This is a genomic window from Stappia stellulata (assembly GCF_020176715.1).
GTDB lineage: Bacteria > Pseudomonadota > Alphaproteobacteria > Rhizobiales > Stappiaceae > Stappia.
On record NZ_JAIVMF010000004.1, the window covers coordinates 139,233 to 155,759 of the forward strand.

General features: G+C 64.6%; 16 protein-coding genes. 7 read left to right on the forward strand and 9 right to left on the reverse strand.

Features of this window, described 5'->3' with window-relative positions; genetic code table 11:
• Positions 1-7: 7 nt before the first annotated feature.
• The 6 genes from LC092_RS07015 (at position 8) to LC092_RS07040 (ending at position 6,507) form a co-directional block, all read left to right on the forward strand.
• Positions 8-760, forward strand: a complete 753-nt coding sequence (locus LC092_RS07015) for a DUF1028 domain-containing protein (RefSeq protein ID WP_224805737.1) — start codon at positions 8-10, stop codon at positions 758-760.
• A gap of 479 nt (positions 761-1,239) precedes the next feature.
• Positions 1,240-2,583: a substrate-binding protein gene (locus LC092_RS07020; RefSeq protein WP_224805738.1), complete on the forward strand. Its 1,344-nt coding sequence runs from the start codon at positions 1,240-1,242 to the stop codon at positions 2,581-2,583.
• 93 nt (positions 2,584-2,676) lie between these two features.
• The gene (locus LC092_RS07025; protein WP_224805739.1) at positions 2,677-3,708 is read left to right on the forward strand and encodes a branched-chain amino acid ABC transporter permease; all 1,032 of its coding nucleotides are present in this window, start codon (positions 2,677-2,679) and stop codon (positions 3,706-3,708) included.
• 4 nt (positions 3,709-3,712) lie between these two features.
• Complete coding sequence (locus tag LC092_RS07030) at positions 3,713-4,924, forward strand: branched-chain amino acid ABC transporter permease (RefSeq protein ID WP_224805740.1); 1,212 nt, start codon at positions 3,713-3,715, stop codon at positions 4,922-4,924.
• 6 nt (positions 4,925-4,930) lie between these two features.
• Positions 4,931-5,686, forward strand: coding sequence for an ABC transporter ATP-binding protein (locus LC092_RS07035; RefSeq protein ID WP_224805741.1), 756 nt, complete (start codon positions 4,931-4,933; stop codon positions 5,684-5,686).
• A complete protein-coding gene (locus LC092_RS07040) occupies positions 5,683-6,507 on the forward strand; it encodes an ABC transporter ATP-binding protein (protein WP_224805742.1) in 825 nt (274 codons plus the stop codon). Before LC092_RS07035 ends, LC092_RS07040 begins: the two co-directional genes overlap by 4 nt.
• An 87-nt stretch (positions 6,508-6,594) precedes the next feature.
• Here LC092_RS07040 and LC092_RS07045 read toward each other — a convergent pair whose 3' ends face one another.
• From LC092_RS07045 to LC092_RS07055, 3 genes are all read right to left on the reverse strand, one after another.
• On the reverse strand, positions 6,595-7,311 hold the full coding sequence (locus tag LC092_RS07045; RefSeq protein ID WP_224805743.1) for a class I SAM-dependent methyltransferase: 717 nt from the start codon (positions 7,309-7,311) through the stop codon (positions 6,595-6,597).
• A 97-nt stretch (positions 7,312-7,408) separates the two neighbouring features.
• Positions 7,409-8,128, reverse strand: a complete 720-nt coding sequence (locus LC092_RS07050) for an FkbM family methyltransferase (RefSeq protein WP_224805744.1) — start codon at positions 8,126-8,128, stop codon at positions 7,409-7,411.
• Between the two features lie 47 nt (positions 8,129-8,175).
• Entirely contained in the window at positions 8,176-8,907 is a 732-nt protein-coding gene (locus LC092_RS07055) for a hypothetical protein (protein ID WP_224805745.1), read from the reverse strand.
• Positions 8,908-8,980: 73 nt separating this feature from the next.
• On the opposite strand from LC092_RS07055, the gene LC092_RS07060 reads away from it, so the two are divergent.
• Positions 8,981-10,072: a glycosyltransferase family 61 protein gene (locus LC092_RS07060; RefSeq protein ID WP_224805746.1), complete on the forward strand. Its 1,092-nt coding sequence runs from the start codon at positions 8,981-8,983 to the stop codon at positions 10,070-10,072.
• A gap of 46 nt (positions 10,073-10,118) precedes the next feature.
• Here the strand turns inward: LC092_RS07060 and LC092_RS07065 are convergent, their stop codons facing one another.
• Genes LC092_RS07065 through LC092_RS07090 form a run of 6 tightly spaced genes read right to left on the reverse strand, consistent with a single transcriptional unit; the run spans position 10,119 to position 16,487 of the window.
• A complete protein-coding gene (locus LC092_RS07065; protein WP_224805747.1) occupies positions 10,119-11,177 on the reverse strand; it encodes an alanine racemase in 1,059 nt (352 codons plus the stop codon).
• A gap of 22 nt (positions 11,178-11,199) precedes the next feature.
• The gene (locus LC092_RS07070) at positions 11,200-12,684 is read right to left on the reverse strand and encodes a M81 family metallopeptidase (RefSeq protein ID WP_224805748.1); all 1,485 of its coding nucleotides are present in this window, start codon (positions 12,682-12,684) and stop codon (positions 11,200-11,202) included.
• Positions 12,684-13,685, reverse strand: coding sequence for an ABC transporter ATP-binding protein (locus tag LC092_RS07075; protein ID WP_224805749.1), 1,002 nt, complete (start codon positions 13,683-13,685; stop codon positions 12,684-12,686). Before LC092_RS07075 ends, LC092_RS07070 begins: the two co-directional genes overlap by 1 nt.
• Positions 13,682-14,671 (reverse strand): ABC transporter ATP-binding protein, encoded by a 990-nt coding sequence (locus LC092_RS07080; protein ID WP_224805750.1) that lies wholly within the window; start codon positions 14,669-14,671, stop codon positions 13,682-13,684. Before LC092_RS07080 ends, LC092_RS07075 begins: the two co-directional genes overlap by 4 nt.
• Positions 14,672-14,673: 2 nt before the next feature.
• Entirely contained in the window at positions 14,674-15,543 is an 870-nt protein-coding gene (locus LC092_RS07085) for an ABC transporter permease (RefSeq protein ID WP_224805751.1), read from the reverse strand.
• Positions 15,540-16,487, reverse strand: a complete 948-nt coding sequence (locus tag LC092_RS07090; protein WP_224805752.1) for an ABC transporter permease — start codon at positions 16,485-16,487, stop codon at positions 15,540-15,542. Before LC092_RS07090 ends, LC092_RS07085 begins: the two co-directional genes overlap by 4 nt.
• Positions 16,488-16,527 lie beyond the last annotated feature (40 nt).

Consider the following 16,527-nt stretch of genomic DNA (forward strand, 5'->3'; position numbering starts at 1 on the left):
GACGAGGATGACCTATTCGATTGTCGCGCGCGATCCGCGCACCGGCGCCTTCGGCGTCGCGGTTGCCAGCCGGTTCTTCGCCGTCGGCGCGCTGGTGCCGCATATGCACGGTCAGGCCGGCGCGATCGCCACGCAGGCCTTCGTCAGTCCGCTCTACGGCACCGACGGTCTCGACATGTTGAAGAGCGGCCATGACGCGCAAACGGTGATGGAGGCGGTGACCGGACGCGATGCCGGCCGCCATTCCCGCCAGATGCATGTGATCGATGCGCAAGGGCGCAATGCCGCTTTCACGGGCGAGAAATGCGTCGACTGGGCCGGGCATCTGGTCGCCGACAACGTCTCGGTCGCCGGCAACATGTTGGCCGGGCCAGAGGTGCTGGAGGCGACGCTTGCCGCCTATCAGGACGGGGCAGAGCTTGATCTTGCCGAGCGCCTGCTGCGGGCGATGGAGGCGGGCGAGGCCGCCGGCGGCGACAAGCGCGGCAAGCAGTCGGCGGCCCTTCGGATCACCCATGGCGAGGCCTATCCCTGGCTCGACATCCGCGCCGACGATCATGGCGATCCGCTTGCCGAGCTGCGCCGGCTCCTGGCGGTTGCCGGCGAGCGCTTCCTGCATGTGGCCGAAACCCTGCCGACGGCGGACAATGTCTCCGGCCTGCTCGACCGTAGCCATATCGACCTGAAGATCGCGGAACTGGACGCGGAGCGAAAGGCAAAGGGGCGTTCGTCGGCATCCCTGGCAACGCCGCCGCTTTGAACCGGGCGCCGCCGCCAGGCGCAAACGCCGGCGGCGGGCAGCACTGGCTTGGCAATCCTGCCTAGAATCCGGCTTTCCTGGCGTCCGGCTTTCGTTTCCACAAGTCATGAACTTTCGCCCTGTTGTTTATTTGTAGTACCGATGCCGATTTGAGAGAGTTGATTTGCGAAAATTCAGCCTGACTATGATGTAAAACCCGTTTGTGCACTAATTTTGTGCATTGTTTACAGAAACAATAAGTATATTGCTGCATCGCACAATAAAATATATGCATCTAATACGATATGATTGTTCGGTGTCGATTTCGGATAAAAAACGAAGCCGTTTAAACGGCGTATTATACTAAAAGAGAGTTGCGATCTTCTGGTGTTTCCGAAACCCTGATGGCTCGGATCGAAAGTGACGTTGCGTTCGCTTTCATCCCAAGAAAAGGCCCGTGAAAAACGGCGGGCATAGGGAAATGCTGGAGGAGAAATTTCATGATAAAGCGACCAATCAGCCGTCGCAGTCTCATCAAGACTGCCGGCGCCGCGGGTGTGGGTCTTGCCGCGCCGCACGTTCTTATCCGCAATGCGCATGCCTTTACCAACGAGCCGACGGGGTCGACCGTCACGCTCGGTTTCAACGTTCCGCAGACCGGTCCCTATGCCGACGAGGGCGCCGACGAGTTGCGCGCCTATGAGCTTGCCGTTGAGCATCTCAACGGTGGCGGCGACGGCGGCATGCTCGGCACCTTCTCGTCGAAGGCGCTGAAGGGCAACGGCATTCTCGGCAAGAAGGTCGAATACGTCACGGGCGACACCCAGACCAAGTCCGATGCGGCGCGCGCCTCGGCCAAGTCGATGATCGAGAAGGACGGCGCCGTCATGATCACCGGCGGGTCCTCGTCGGGCGTGGCGGTCGCGGTGCAGGCGCTTTGCCAGGAGGCGGGCGTGATCTTCATGGCCGGCCTGACGCACTCCAACGACACCACCGGCAAGGACAAGAAGGCCAACGGCTTCCGCCACTTCTTCAACTCCTACATGTCGGGTGCGGCACTCGCGCCGGTGCTGAAGAACGCTTATGGCACCGACCGCAAGGCCTATCACCTGACGGCCGACTACAACTGGGGCTACACCACCGAGGAAGCCGTGCGCTCCTCCACCGAGGCCATGGGCTGGGAGACGGTCGAGGCCGTGAAAACCCCGCTCGCCCAGACCGACTTCTCCTCCTATATCGCGCCGGTCCTGCAGTCCGACGCCGATGTGCTGGTGTTGAACCACTACGGCGGCAACATGGTGAATTCGCTCACCAACGCCGTGCAGTTCGGCCTGCGCGACCGTGTCGTGAACGGCAAGAACTTCGAGATCGTCGTGCCGCTCTACTCGCGCCTGATGGCCAAGGGCGCCGGCGCGAACGTCAAGGGCATCTTCGGCTCCACCAACTGGCACTGGTCGCTGGAAGACGAGGGCTCTGTCGCCTTCGTGCAGTCCTTCGGCAAGAAGTACGGGTTCCCGCCCTCGCAGGCGGCGCATACCTGCTACGTGCAGGCGCTGCTCTATGCGGATGCGGTGGAACGTGCCGGCTCGTTCAACCCCTGCGCCGTTGTCGAGGCGCTGGAAGGCTTCGAGTTCGACGGACTGGGCAACGGTCCGACGCTTTACCGGGCCGACGACCACCAGTGCTTCAAGGACGTGCTCGTGGTGAAGGGCAAGGAAAACCCGACGTCCGAGTTCGACCTTCTGGAGATCGTCGAAGTGACGCCGGTCGCCCAGGTGACCTATCCGCCCGATCACCCGCAGTTCGCGGGCGGACAGCTCGGGTCCTGCAACCCGGGCACCTGATCCCCGGGGTTTGCGCAACGACGGTCCGGCTGCGCCATGCGCGCAGCCGGTTCCCTCGTCTTTTCAGGCTGCTTCGCCAACACGGATACGACAATGGACGCAATCATCCTGCAGGTCCTGAACGGACTGGACAAGGGCAGTGCCTATGCGCTGATCGCTCTCGGGCTCACGCTGATCTTCGGCACCCTGGGGGTCGTGAATTTCGCGCATGGCGCGCTGTTCATGCTGGGCGCCTTCTGCGCGGTCACCCTCAACGGCATTCTGCGGCTGTCTTCTGAATCGATCGACCCGAGCCGGACCGACTTCCTCGGCAATCCGCTCAAGGTCAAGACGCCGTACGTGGAGAGCTGGTTCGGGCCCGAGATCGGCGGTGCGATGATCGAATGGTCCGTGCCGTTGGCGATCCTCTTCGCGATTCCGATCATGGCGGCCGTCGGCGTCGCGATCGAGCGCGGACTGATCAAGTTCTTCTACAAGCGCGCGCATGCCGACCAGATCCTGGTCACCTTCGGCCTCGCTATCGTGCTGCAGGAGATCATCAAGTATTTCTACGGCGCCAATCCGATCCCGACGCCGGCGCCGGATGCGTTCACCGGCAGCTTCGATTTCGGCATGCTGCTCGGCTTCGATCCGGGCGTGATCATCTATCCCTACTGGCGGCTGGTCTATTTCGCCTTCGCCGCCCTGATCATCGGCGGCGTCTTCGCCTTCCTGCAGTACACGACCTTCGGCATGGTGGTGCGCGCCGGCATGGCGGACCGCGAGACCGTGGGCCTGCTCGGCATCAACATCGACCGCCGCTTCACCATCATGTTCGCGATCGCGGCCTGTGTCGCCGGTCTCGCCGGGGTGATGTATGCGCCGATCAATTCGCCAAACTATCACATGGGCATGGACTTCCTGGTGCTGTCCTTCGTCGTGGTGGTCGTCGGCGGCATGGGGTCGCTGCCCGGAGCCGTGGCGGCCGGCTTCCTGCTCGGCATCCTGGAATCCTTTGCCTCCATGGCGCAGGTCGTCAGCCTGCTGCCCGGCATCAACCAGATCATCATCTACCTGGTGGCGATCATCATCTTGCTGACCCGTCCCCGCGGCCTTCTTGGTCGCAAGGGCGTGATGGAGGGATAACGTCATGCTCGGACTGAACAGGAGAGACGCGTTGCTGTTCGCGATCGTCATCGCGATCACGCTCTTCGCGCCGATTATCCTCAATCCCTTCCCGGAAGGCTCGGAACTCGCCCAGTTCAACGCGGGCTATCCGGACCTGATGCAGCGCTTCGTCATCTTCGGGATCTTCGCCATCGGCTTCAACATTCTCTTCGGCCTGACCGGCTATCTGTCCTTCGGTCATGCCGCCTTCCTCGGCGTCGGCTCCTATGCGGGCGTGTGGATGATGAAGCTTTTGACGATGAACGTCGTGCCGGCGATCATCGTCTCGGTGATCTTCGCCGGGCTGTTCTCGCTGCTGGTCGGCTATATCTCGCTGCGTCGCTCGGGCATCTACTTCTCGATCCTGACGCTGGCCTTCGCGCAGATGTCGTTCGCGCTGGCCTATTCGGTGCTGACGCCGATCACCAACGGCGAGACCGGCCTGCAGCTTGCGCTGGACGACCCGCGCATCCTCGGCATCAGCCAGACGGCGGACGGCTCGATCCCGCTCACGAACTTCTTCGGGATCACCATGCGCGACGGCTTCGAGATCGCGATGGGCGGCTGGCTCTTCACCTTCAACGCCGGCTACTATCTGTGCGCCATCGTGATGCTGATCGCTTTCTATGTCTCGATCCGGATTTTCCGCTCGCCTTTCGGCGTGATGCTGAAGGCGGTGAAATCCAACCAGCAGCGCATGCTCTACACCGGCCTCAACCCGCGTCCCTACACGCTGGCGGCCTTCGTGATCTCAGGCATGTATGCCGGTCTTGCCGGCGGGCTGATGGTGGCGATGGATCCGCTCGCGGGCGCCGAGCGCATGCAGTGGACCGCCTCCGGCGAGGTGGTGCTGATGACCATCCTCGGCGGCATGGGCACGCTGATCGGACCGGTGCTCGGGTCCGGCGTGATCAAATACCTGGAAAACATCTTCTCCAAGATCAACGACAACATCCTGCACCAGTGGTTTTCCTTCCTTCCCGACGGGCTGGAGGATTTCGTCGTCGCCATTGTCTATCCCTTCATCGGCAAGGGCTGGCACCTGACGCTCGGCATCGTGTTCATGCTGGTGGTGATCTTCCTGCCGGGCGGGATCGTGGAGGGCGGACAGCGCATTGCGGGGCTCTTCAAGCGCAAGCCGCCCGAGGACAAGAACAAGACCGCGGCGGCCTCGGCGCCGTCGGCGGCGGAGTGAGGCGTCATGGGCATTCTTGAAGTCAAGGGCGTCAACAAGCGCTTCGGCGGCCTGAAGGCGCTGAGCGACGTCAATCTGGACATTGCCGAGGGCAGCGTTCACGCCATCATCGGGCCGAACGGGGCTGGCAAGTCGACGCTGCTCAACTGTTTCGTCGGCCGGCTCGAACCCGACACGGGCACGGTGATGTTCGACGGCCGGTCGCTGCTGGGCATTCAGCCTTTCGAGATCAACCAGGCAGGCGTCAGCCGCGTGTTCCAGACGCCGGAGATCTTCGCCGACCTGAATCTTCTGGAAAACGTGATGATCCCGGCCTTCGCCCGGCGCGACGGCTCGTTCAAGATCAACGGCTGGATGAGCGTTGGCGACGAGGCGGAAATCCGCGAGGAGGCGATGACGATGCTCGCCGAACTGGGGATGGACGCCAAGGCCGACCATATCGCCGGACAGCTCTCGCGCGGCGACAAGCGGCGGCTGGAACTGGCGATGTGCCTGGTGCAAAAGCCCAAGCTTCTGCTGCTCGACGAGCCGACCGCCGGCATGGCGCGGGCCGACACCAACAACACCATCGACCTGTTGAAGCAGATCGCCAAGCGCGGCATCACGATGGTCGTCATCGAGCACGACATGCATGTGGTGTTCTCGCTCGCCGACCGGATCTCGGTGCTGGCGCAGGGCACGGTGATCGTCGAGGACGAGCCGGGCAAGATCAAAGGCAACCCGAAGGTTCAGGAAGCCTATCTGGGAGGGGCGCACCTATGAACGAGACATCGCCGGCCGAGCCGAAAGCCGCTCAAGCGGGTGGCGGCCTGATTCCTGACGACCCCTGGAAGGGGCATGCGCCCGGCGTTCCGCCGAAAAAGGCGCAGGGCGGTCAACGGGCCTATTTTTCGGTCTGGGATCTGCACGCCTATTACGGCGAAAGCTATGTGGTGCAGGGCGTCAGCTTCAACGTGCGTGAGGGCGAGATCGTCGCGCTCCTGGGCCGCAACGGCGCGGGCAAGACCTCGACATTGCGCGCCATCGCCCGCGTCGACAATCCTGAGGTTCGGCACGGTGAGGTGTGGCTCGACCACAAGCCGCTGCACGAGATGAAATCGTATCAGGCGGCGCAAAACGGCATCGGTCTGGTCCCGGAGGACCGGCGCATCATCCAGGGGCTGACGGTTGAGGAAAACCTCAAGCTTGCCCAGATCGCCCCGCCGCACGGCTGGTCGCTGGAGCGGATTTACGAACTGTTTCCCCGGCTTGCCGAGCGCCGGACGCAGGAGGGTACGACGTTGTCGGGCGGCGAGCAGCAGATGCTGGCGCTTGCCCGCATCCTCGCCCGCGACGTGAAACTGCTTCTCCTCGACGAACCCTACGAGGGGCTTGCGCCGGTCATCGTGCAGGAGATCGAACGCACGCTGGAGGAGATCAAGGCGCTCGGCATGACCACGATCATCGTCGAGCAGAACGCCATCGCCGCCCTGCATCTCGCAGACCGCGCGCTGATCCTCGACATGGGCGAGATCGTCTTCGACGGCACTGCCCAGGAGGTTCTCGACAACGAGGACCTGCGTCACGAGTATCTGGCGCTTTAGGGTTTAAAGCTCTGTTTTTTGGTCATTGGGTTCGGCGCTCGCCAGTCATGGCGGGCGCCTTTTCGTGCCTGCGGAAAAGGTCCAGGGTCATTTCGGCGTTGCCCTTACCAGATATCCATTCGTCAGAAGCTCCGAGGAACTCGCCGCTGCGGATGATTTTTCCAGGTCGGAGATACGACGAAGATAGGCGCGCGTCAGCCACAGAAGTCCGCGACCCAGTGGGCCGATCCGCCGGTTCGTATAGCGTTTGTGGAGACGCGGCACGCGTCCCGTCTCATGCGAGAGCCAATCGAAGTAGTTGCCGTTCGCTGTCATTTCGACGATGTCCAGCCCGGCCTTCTCAAGGTGGGTTTCGTAGAAGTAGCGCGAAAACCCCGTGCAGTAAAAATGGGGTGAGAAGTGCGTGAGGCTGCAGAAGGGCGCGGTGAGGATGAGTTCCCCGCCCTTGTTTAGCAGCCGGCCGAGTTTCGCCAGCGCTGCGGCAGGGTCGGGAACATGCTCCAACACCTCGATGAAAAGGATGGTATCGAATTTCCGATCCTCGGGAATATCCAGAAGATCGCAGACGATATCGATCTCCGAGAAGTCGAATTGTCCGGTCTGAAGGCCCGCCCCGTCGCCCGAGCCGTCATATTGCGCGATGTCCTGCGACGTATAGTCGAGGTGCCGCGCATAGACACGGTTCGCGCACTCGCCCGCGCCCACATCGAGCACGCTCGAACCGTTGGGCCGGTTCTTGAGTGCCGCTTCGATCCATCGTTGGCGGATCTGATCGAATTTGAGCTTCGGGGTCGGTGAGCTCATGGTTTGTCCTTCGAGTTCTGCACAGCGATGGCCGTGCCGAGATTGGTGGCGCAATGGAGGTAGCGCCTCTTTGACAGCCCTGTTCGCGTCGCGTTCCTTAGCTTCGCCGCAGAAGGCGATAAAGCACTTTTTTGATTCTGGATCGCGGCTTCTTGCTGTCCGTTTCTATCTGTTCGGCATCTTCGGGAACGAGAGCGTCGCGAATGTAGACGCCATCGCCCCAGCCGCGCCCGACCCAGTGCGTTTCCATGCGCGTGAAGCCGTAACCCGCCATGATCCTGTCGATATCCGTAATCGTCGCTGACGCGTGGTAAGTGATGTCTCGGTTGATTTCGCAGATCACGGCATCGAAAGTCCCGATCGTCTCCTTCGATCCAAGCAAAACCTCCTTCTCGAAACCCTGCGTATCCAGCACGAGGAAATTGAAGTCGTTGTCGCGGTCTATGTAGCGATCCAGCGTTTGAACCTCGACGGTCTCCTTTGCGTCGAAGTCGATGTTTTTCATCGAGCGCTTGCCGGCGATCGGCTTGAGAAGCGAACTGGAGGCTCCGCCGTTGCTGGCGACGAACATGTTCGCTCTGTCCGGCGACGAGCCGAGCGCCACCTGAAATAGCTCGAATGCGGCGAGATGCTCACGCGCCTTGACGTTCTCCGTCAGCTTCGCGAAGGGACCGTGCAGCGGTTCGAACATTTTGAAACGCGAGAAGCCGGCCTCGAGATAGGCGTCTATTTCCTGACCTTCGTTCGCACCGACGTGCACGACACCGCGCGTTTCCAGCCCGTAGCGCTTGGCGACCTCATCGAGTTTGAGCTGCACGAGTCTTTTCCTTTTGCCTGCGGAGTGGCGGCGCTCGAACCTGAGTTTCACGCCGAGCGTTTCTGCCGCGCGAGATAGAGGTTCCTGCGGATCGCGTCCTTGAAGCGCAGCATGCGTCCGTCGAGATGGTCGACCGTGCGCGGCAGGCCGAGCGATCCGTAGATATAGCCGCCGCCGACGATCCGGCACATGCCGCCTTCCAGCCCGCAGGTCGAGCCGTCGGGCCGGCGCAGGTGCGGCAGCACCATTTCGCGATAGTAGTGCATGTCGATGATATGCGGATTGTTGGAGCGCCCGCTCACCCGGCAGACCGGGAAGTCGGCGTCGCCGCGCGGTTCCAGCGCCAGGTCGTAAACGGCGGGCTTGTTGGTGCGCTTGTTGAAGCGCAGGTAGTTGACCTCATGGGCGCCCATCCAGGCGAGCATCTCGTCGAGCGTGTGGGTGATGCGGCTCTTCATGAAGACGAAATCATGCTCGAGCTGCATGGCGTATGCGCCTTCGCAGATCTCGAGGGAGCGCGCGAATCCGTCGATCAGGCCGTCGGTCGCGATGAACTCGAAGGGGACGTCGGGAAGGGCGTCTCGGATCGTCGCCTTCCATGCCTCGAGCGTCTGAGGGTGGGGATTGGCGTCGATGAAGACGCGTGTGACGATGCGTCGTGTCGTGCCGGCTGCAAAGACCTCGTGAAACGAGCGAACCGCATGTTGCGCCAGGCAATGTGCCGGATCGGGGGAGGCGACATTGGTGAAGACGTTCAGATTGAAGATGTCTCGATCCATGCTTGCTTTCCCGCGGTCCCGCTTCTAAGCGTGAGGCGCATATTCCGTTCCAATGCCTTATAGGTGTCTTGCTGTGACGACGCTAGCGTTGCGTGCCTGGCTGGTCAGACTGGAGGTCGCCGCGCGCCAGCGGGTCTATCGCGGGCTGGTGAGCCGGCTGCTGGTGCCGTTCTGGCCGCTTACCGATCTTTCCGGAAGCAGTGTGGAAACGCTCGCCGACGAGGCGATGCCGATCCCGCCCGCCGTGCTGACCGCAGCGCCCGAGGCCTTGCGCGAACCGGTGTCCCGTCTGGCGGAAACCCCGGACCGTCTGGCCTGCCGGCGCATCTCCGGGCGGACGATCGATGTCGAGCCGAGATCCGGCGCGCTGTTCTTCGACGGCAAATGGGCAACGGAAGCGCCCGTGCGCGAGCTGCTTCCGGTTCGGCGCACGCATCCCGATCTCACGCGGTTCCTGCGTCTGCGCCCGATGCTGCGCGAGCCGGTTGTCGTTCTTCATGGTGGCGGCGACACGTCGCTCGACGCCTTCTTCACCGATCTCCTGCCGCGCTTCTTCAGTCTCGATGCGCTGGATCTGCCGCGGGACCTGCTGGTGATCGTGCCGGTTTCCATGGCGATGACCGATCCCTTTCAGGATGCGATCAACGATGGGGTGTTTAGGCCCCGGCCGATCGAGCTGATGCAGCCGCGCCGCGTCACGCGCACCGAGACCGTCTATCGGGTCGACCGTCCGCTGTTGCGGCGCGATGTCTACGAACGTCTGTGGCAGCGGATCTCGGATGTCTATTCGCTAGACGGATCGTCAGCGGTACGTCCCGTGTTTCTGTGCAAAGGCGGCGCGGAGCGCGCGGCGAGGCTCTTTGCCACGTGGCCGCAGATCGCGGACTGGCTCGCGCATCGCGACATCGAGGTGATCGATCCGGCCGCACTGTCGCTCGGCAAGCTGGTCAGGCGGCTCTGGGGCGCGCCGCTCGTGATGGGACCGGATACCGGCGAGGTCTCCGCCTGCGTGCTTGGCGGCCCGGGTCTGGGGCGTGTGATCGAGCTCTCGACCGGGCGTCGGGACCCCAAGCGCTACCTGCTGGCATCCACGCTCGGCTGTGACTACGCGCTGCTGCCGCCGTCGCCCGCCGACTGGCCCGGGGACATGATCCCGGTCGCCTGACGGGTGTCGCTGCGGGCCGGGACTGGCAGGTCCGGTGGAGGCCGCCTCAGGTGAGCTTGCCGCGCGCGGCGATGTCGATGCGGCGCAGCACGCCGTCCTCGCCCTTCAGCCAGGCAAAATCGAAAAGATTGGTCACGACGCAGGCGTGGTTCGGCACGATGGCGACGCGCTGGCCGATGGCGAATTCGTTCTCGCCCGCGGTGTGGACGATGGCGTGTTCCTCGCTGAGCGTCACGATGGCGGCATCCGGATGCCCGAGGATCGTGCCGTGGCCGGTGAGGCCGAGAAGATCCGACGACAGCGCCTTGGAACCGGCGTCGAGGATCGCGCGGGCCGGTGTCGGCGTGCTGACCACCGTTGCCTCGACGGTAAGCGCGCAGTCATCGAGCGCACACGCCCCGCCCGCCACCAGCGAGCGGTCGTTGTAGATATAGGTGCCGGCGCGATACTCGGTGACGACCGTCCCGCCGCCCGATTTCCACATGTCGGGCGAGCCGCCGCTGGTGATCGTCGGGCAGGCGATGCCGGCCTGTTCGATCAGCGCCTTTGCATCGCGCATGAAGGTCTCCACTGCGCTCTGGCCGCCGGGGGCGGGGTAGGTCATCAGCCCGCCGAAGGCGAGGCCGTCGGTCGCATCGATCCGCGCGGCAAGACCGGCAGCTGCCTCGGGCGTCTGCACGCCGCAGCGCCCGGCGCCCGTGTCGCATTCCACCAGCACGGAGAGCGGGCGGTCCTCGCGCGCAAACGCCGCGCCCAGTCCGTCGACAGTGGCCGCGCTGTCGGCGACGACGGCGAAGCGCTCCACCCGGCGGGCGACGGCGGCGAGCCGGGCGAGCTTGTCGACGCCCAGGATGTTGTAGGTCAGCAGGATGTCGTCGATGCCCGCATCGGCCATGACCTCCGCCTCGCCGATCTTCTGCACGGTGATGCCGCAGGCCCCGGCCGCGATCTGGGCGCGGGCGAAGAGCGGCAGCTTGTGCGTCTTGATATGCGGGCGCAGCGCCAGCCCGGCCGCGTCGCAATGGGCCTGGAAGCGGGCGATATTGGCCAGTGCGACGCGCTCGTCGATGACGAGAGCCGGGGTCTCGGGGGCATGGGCGGTCATTGCGGGCAAATCCTTCGGCAGGTCAGCTTCCCGTTGCCTTCAGGGCGTGCGGGTCTTCCACGCGCGGCCAGATGGCGCGCGTCAGCTTGGTGTAGGCATTGGTCGCGGGATCGTTGGGGTAGGGGCCATCGACCGCAGCGTAGAGAATTTCCGAGGCCACCGGCAAGAAGGCATCGTGGAAATGGTTGGTCGACTTCACCACCAGCACCTTGCGTTTCGCCGGATCGATGCCGAGGTTGGAAAAGGCGTCCGGGCTGAAGATCTGCGAGCGCACGGTGTTGAGGATGATGTCGACGCCCTCGACGCTGATCCAGACGCTGTCGCCGAGCGGCACGATGCTCTCGCCGAAGCTCTGCACCGCGTTGCGCACCACCTTGCGCACCCGCACCGTCGCGTCGATCGGGTCGCCGGCGGTCGCCGACATCTTGCCGCCGAAGCGCAGCGGCAGCACGGCGCCCTCGCCGGCGGAGATGCAGGTGCGCACCGCGACCGGATCCCAGATCGAGGCGAGCGCGACATTCTCCATCTTCCGCTTCAGCATTTCGCGCAGGATGATGGTGGAATCGCCGGCCACGCCGCCGCCGGGGTTGTCCCAGACATCTGCCACGACGATGGGCGCGCCCTCGCGTGTTTCCGCCAGTTCCAGCGCCCGATGCGGCGACAGGAAATCCGGGCGCGTGCGGCCGCGGTAGGAGAAGAGCTCCATGCCGAGCTTTTGCGCCAGCGCGTCGCCCTTCGCCTTCTGGCCGTCGGTGACGACGACGATCTTGCTGCCGAGGTCGGCGACGTCGGCGGCCATGAAGCCGTGGATCGTGGAGACGGAGAGCACGCCGTCGTGGCCTTCCATCGCCTTCATCCGGTCCACGAAGCCGCGCATCGGTTCGCGGCTCGTCGGGAAGATCTCGATCATGCGGCAGTCGAAGACGGAGATTTCCGGCGCGACGGCGCCCGTCGAGGTGCGGTGGGCGAGATCCACCAGGCTTTCCGCCGCGATGACGAAATCGGTGTGCGGGAATTCCTTGAAGACGACGACGAGGTCGGCGTTTTCGGTCCGGCGTGCCGACAGGTGGCTGTGCGGATCGAAAGTCGCGCCGATCACCGTGTCCGGTCCGACGAGCTTGCGGACCTTCTCCAGCAGTTCGCCCTCGCAGTCGTCGCAGCTCTCCGCGATCATCGCGCCATGCAGGCCGAGCAGGACGATGTCGAGCGGAAGCGCCGCCTCGATCTCGGAAAGGATCGCATCGCGCAGGAACTCCCAGGTGGCGCGGTTGACGACGCCGCCGGGTTCGGCCCAGGCGGCGGTCCCCTCGATCACGGTCCAGCCGTACTGGCGGGCGCGGTCGCGCGCGACCGGAAACACCGCGCTGCACAGCGTCGGCGTCACCGGGTGATGGCCGGGGGGCGCGTAGAAGCTGTCGCGGAAGTCCTGCATGTCGGTGCGCAGCGGGGAGAATGTGTTTGTTTCCGTTGCCACGGATCCGACGTAGACGCGTTTGTTCCCGGCCATCACGCGGCCTCCCCTTGTTGTTTGCCGGCGTGGTGACAGGCGCTGAATTGTCCGTTGCCGAGATCGACCGGCTGCGGCCGCTCGCTGCGGCAGATGTCGGTGGCGATCGGGCAGCGCGGGTGAAACGGGCAGCCGGGCGGGGGGGCTGCCGCACTTGCGGGCTCGCCCCGGTCCTCGGCCGGAATGCGGCCCGGGCGGATGCGCGGGATCGAGGCGAGCAGAAGCCTGGTGTAGGGATGCGACGGCGCGGAAAACAGCGTCGCCTTTGGCGCGGTTTCCACGATCCGCCCGAGATACATCACCGCCACGCGGTCGCAGATGTGACGCACGACGCCGAGGTCGTGGGAGATGAACAGCATCGAGATGCCGCTCTCCTTCTGCAGGTCCTTGATCAGGTTGAGCACCTGCGCCTGGATCGAGACGTCGAGCGCGGAGACCGCCTCGTCGGCGATGACGAGTTTCGGTTCGACGATCATCACCCGGGCGATGCCGATACGCTGGCGCTGGCCGCCGGAAAACTCGTGCGGGTGGCGGCTCATCACCTTCGGATCGAGACCAACCTGCGTCAGCGTGCGGGCGATGCGCGCGCGGATGCCCTCGCGGGTGGTTTCCAGCCCGTGGATGCGCACCGGTTCGGCCAGCGTCTGCTCGATGGTCAGGCGCGGATTGAGCGAGGCGAAGGGATCCTGGAAGATCATCTGGATCTCCCGGCGCAACGGGCGGAAGGCGGCCTTCGACAGCGACAGCATCTCGCGCCCGTCGAATTCGGCCGTGCCGCCGGTGGCGTCTTCCAGCCGCGTCAGCGTGCGCCCGACGGTGGACTTGCCGCAGCCGCTCTCGCCGACGATGCCGAGCACCTCGCCGGCTGCGAGGTCGAAGGAGACGCCGTCGACGGCCTTGAGTAGCTTTTTGCTGCCACCGAAGAGGCTGCCGGACTTCAGCGTGAAATGGGTCTTGAGGTCGCGGACCCTGAGCAGGGGGCGTTCAGCGTCTGTGGTCATGCGTCCGGCTCCAGCGGGTGGTGGCAGCGCGCGGCGTGTCCGCCGCCGAAGGCGGTTTCGCCCGGGTCCTCTTCGCGGCAGACCGCGGAGGCGCGCGCGCAGCGCGGATTGAAGGCGCAGCCGTCGACCCGTTCGTCGAGGCCGGGCACCCGGCCGGGGATCGTCGGCAGGCGGTCGACGTCTTCATCGGGCTCGGGGATGGAATCCAGCAGCCCGCGCGTATAGGGGTGGCGCATCGTGGCGAAGAGGTCGCGGGTTTCCGCGCTTTCCACCACGCGCCCGCGGTACATCACCGCGATGCGGTCGCAGGTCTCGGCAATCACGCCGAGATCGTGCGAGATCAGGATGATGCCCATGCCGGTCTCGCTCTGCAGATCGGCGATCAGCTTGAGGATCTGGGCCTGCACGGTCACGTCGAGCGCCGTGGTCGGCTCGTCCGCGATCAGAAGGCGGGGCGAGCCGGCAAGCGCCATGGCGATCATCACGCGCTGACGCATGCCGCCCGACAACTGGTGCGGATAGCTGTCGATGCGCCCTTCAGGGTCGGGAATGCGCACCATGCGCAGGAGCTCGACGGCGCGGGTGCGGGCAGCCGATTTCGACATCGGCTGATGCTCGCGGATCGTCTCCACGATCTGGTCGCCGATCCGGTAGACCGGATTGAGGCTCGTCATCGGCTCCTGGAAGATCATGGACATCTCGTTGCCCATGATGCGGCGGCGTTCGCGAGGGGGAAGCGTCAGCAGGTCGCGGCCCTGGAACAGGATCTCGCCTGCCGTGACGCGCACCGGCGTTCCCTCCAGAAGGCCCATGATCGCAAGCGATGTCAGGCTCTTGCCGCAGCCCGATTCCCCGACGATGCCGAGTGTCTCGGAGGCGTTGAGGGAAAAGGACATATCGCGCACGACCGGCATCAGGCCGTCGCCGGTTGCGACCGACAGCGACAGGCCGCGCACGTCGAGGAGGGGCGGATTGGACTGTGTCATCGTCACACCCCCTTGATGTCGTTCTTGAACCTGGGGTCGATGCTGTCGCGCAGCGCGTCGCCGACAAGGTTCATGGAAAAGACGGACAGGATGATCAGCGCGCCGGGGAAAAGCAGCAGCCAGGGCGCGCGGGTGACGTAGATGCGCGATTCCGACAGCATGTTGCCCCAGCTCGGCACCTCCGGCGGCAGGCCGAGGCCGAGGAAGTCGAGGGCGGCGGCCTGCAACTGGGCGAAGGCGAAGATGAAGCTCGCCTGCACCAGCAGCGGCGAGATCAGGTTCGGCAGGATGTGGCGGAACAGGATGCTGGCGTGACCGGCGCCGGAGCACACGGCGGCGTCGATGAAGACCTCGTTCTTCAGCTTCAGCGTCATGCCGAAGAGAATGCGCGCGGTCGTCGTCGCATAGACGATGCCGATGACCAGCACGGTGTTCATCACGCTGCGTTCCAGCAGCGTCATCAGCACCAGCGCCAGAAGCAGCGCGGGAAAGGCCATCAGCACGTCGACGACGCGCATCAGGAAGGCGCCGAGCCTCGTGAAATAGGCCGAGATCATGCCGGTGAGGCCGCCGACCAGCAGCGCGACGAGCACGGAGCCGAGGCCGATGACGATGGCCATGCGGGCGCCGTAGATGCTGCGCGAGAAGGTGTCGCGGCCGAAGTGGTCGGTGCCGAAGAAATGCGCGGCACCGGGTTCGGTCAGCCGGGCCACCGGATCGATCTCGAGCGGATCGAACGGCACGATCAGCGGTGCGAAGACGGCGGCGAGCACCACCAGCACCAGCCAGGCGAGGCCAAGCGTTGCGAGCCAGCGGCCGCGGAAGATCCGCCGGCCGGTGGCGAACCACTGGATTGTCGCGTTGGGGGTCATTTCAGCGATACCCTTGGGTCGAGCCATGCGTAGGCCAGGTCGACGAGAAGATTGATGACCATGTAGAGGACCACGATGATCAGGATGACGCCCTGGATGACGGGATAGTCGCGGCGCAGGATCGACTGCACCACCAGCCGGCCGATGCCGGGCAGCGAGAACACGGTTTCCGTCACCACCGCCTCGGAGACCAGCGCCGCGAAGGTGAAGCCGAAGGCGGCAGCGACCGCGATCAGCGCGTTGCGGAAGACGTGTTTGGTGGCGACCTTCCAGGGGGCAAGGCCCTTGGCGCGTGCGGTGCGCACATGGTCCTCGCGCTGCACGTCCAGCATCGAGGCGCGCACCAGGCGGATGATCAGTGCTGCATTGGGCGCGGCCAGCGTGAAGCTCGGCAGCAGCAGGTAGCGCAGGTTCGCAAGCCCCCCGTCGTCGGAGATCGAGGGATAGCCGGACGACGGCAGCCAGCCGAGGCTCACCGAGAAGATCAGGATCAGGTAGAGGCCGAGCCAGAAGGTCGGCACGGAGGCAAACAGCATCGCGCCGCCGGAGGCGACCTGATCGACCCAGGTGCCGTGGCGGGTGGCCGAGACCACGCCGATCGGAACGCCGAGGATCACGATCCAGACCATCGTCATGACGGCAAGCAGGATGGAGGTTTCCGCGCCGTCGGCGATCACCGAGAGAACCGGGGCGCCGAAGAAGATCGATGTGCCGAGATCGCCCTGCAGGACGTTGCCGAGCCAGTAGAGATACTGGAGGTAAAGGGGCGCATTGAGGCCCATTTCGCGCGTCAGCGCCTCGACCTCTTCCGGGGTTGCCGTGTCGCCGAGAAGGACGGCGGCGGGGTCGCCGGGAATAAGATGGACGAAGAGGAAGACGAGCAGGGATGCGGCAAGCAGCGTGGGAATGAGCGCCAGCAGTCTCCGCGTCGCATATCCGAGCATGTCGACGGTCTTTCCGCGTTCAGGAGGGGTGGTTCAGGCA

Excerpts from the sequence above, each read along its gene's own strand:
- LC092_RS07090 (WP_224805752.1), bottom strand. The coding sequence starts at position 16,487 with ATGCTCGGATATGCGACGCGGAGACTGCTGGCGCTCATTCCCACGCTG.
- LC092_RS07075 (WP_224805749.1), bottom strand. The coding sequence starts at position 13,685 with ATGACCACAGACGCTGAACGCCCCCTGCTCAGGGTCCGCGACCTCAAG.
- LC092_RS07080 (WP_224805750.1), bottom strand. The coding sequence starts at position 14,671 with ATGACACAGTCCAATCCGCCCCTCCTCGACGTGCGCGGCCTGTCGCTG.
- LC092_RS07085 (WP_224805751.1), bottom strand. The coding sequence starts at position 15,543 with ATGACCCCCAACGCGACAATCCAGTGGTTCGCCACCGGCCGGCGGATC.
- LC092_RS07020 (WP_224805738.1), top strand. The coding sequence starts at position 1,240 with ATGATAAAGCGACCAATCAGCCGTCGCAGTCTCATCAAGACTGCCGGC.
- LC092_RS07070 (WP_224805748.1), bottom strand. The coding sequence starts at position 12,684 with ATGGCCGGGAACAAACGCGTCTACGTCGGATCCGTGGCAACGGAAACA.
- LC092_RS07040 (WP_224805742.1), top strand. The coding sequence starts at position 5,683 with ATGAACGAGACATCGCCGGCCGAGCCGAAAGCCGCTCAAGCGGGTGGC.
- LC092_RS07030 (WP_224805740.1), top strand. The coding sequence starts at position 3,713 with ATGCTCGGACTGAACAGGAGAGACGCGTTGCTGTTCGCGATCGTCATC.
- LC092_RS07065 (WP_224805747.1), bottom strand. The coding sequence starts at position 11,177 with ATGACCGCCCATGCCCCCGAGACCCCGGCTCTCGTCATCGACGAGCGC.
- LC092_RS07015 (WP_224805737.1), top strand. The coding sequence starts at position 8 with ATGACCTATTCGATTGTCGCGCGCGATCCGCGCACCGGCGCCTTCGGC.
- LC092_RS07025 (WP_224805739.1), top strand. The coding sequence starts at position 2,677 with ATGGACGCAATCATCCTGCAGGTCCTGAACGGACTGGACAAGGGCAGT.
- LC092_RS07035 (WP_224805741.1), top strand. The coding sequence starts at position 4,931 with ATGGGCATTCTTGAAGTCAAGGGCGTCAACAAGCGCTTCGGCGGCCTG.
- LC092_RS07055 (WP_224805745.1), bottom strand. The coding sequence starts at position 8,907 with ATGGATCGAGACATCTTCAATCTGAACGTCTTCACCAATGTCGCCTCC.
- LC092_RS07045 (WP_224805743.1), bottom strand. The coding sequence starts at position 7,311 with ATGAGCTCACCGACCCCGAAGCTCAAATTCGATCAGATCCGCCAACGA.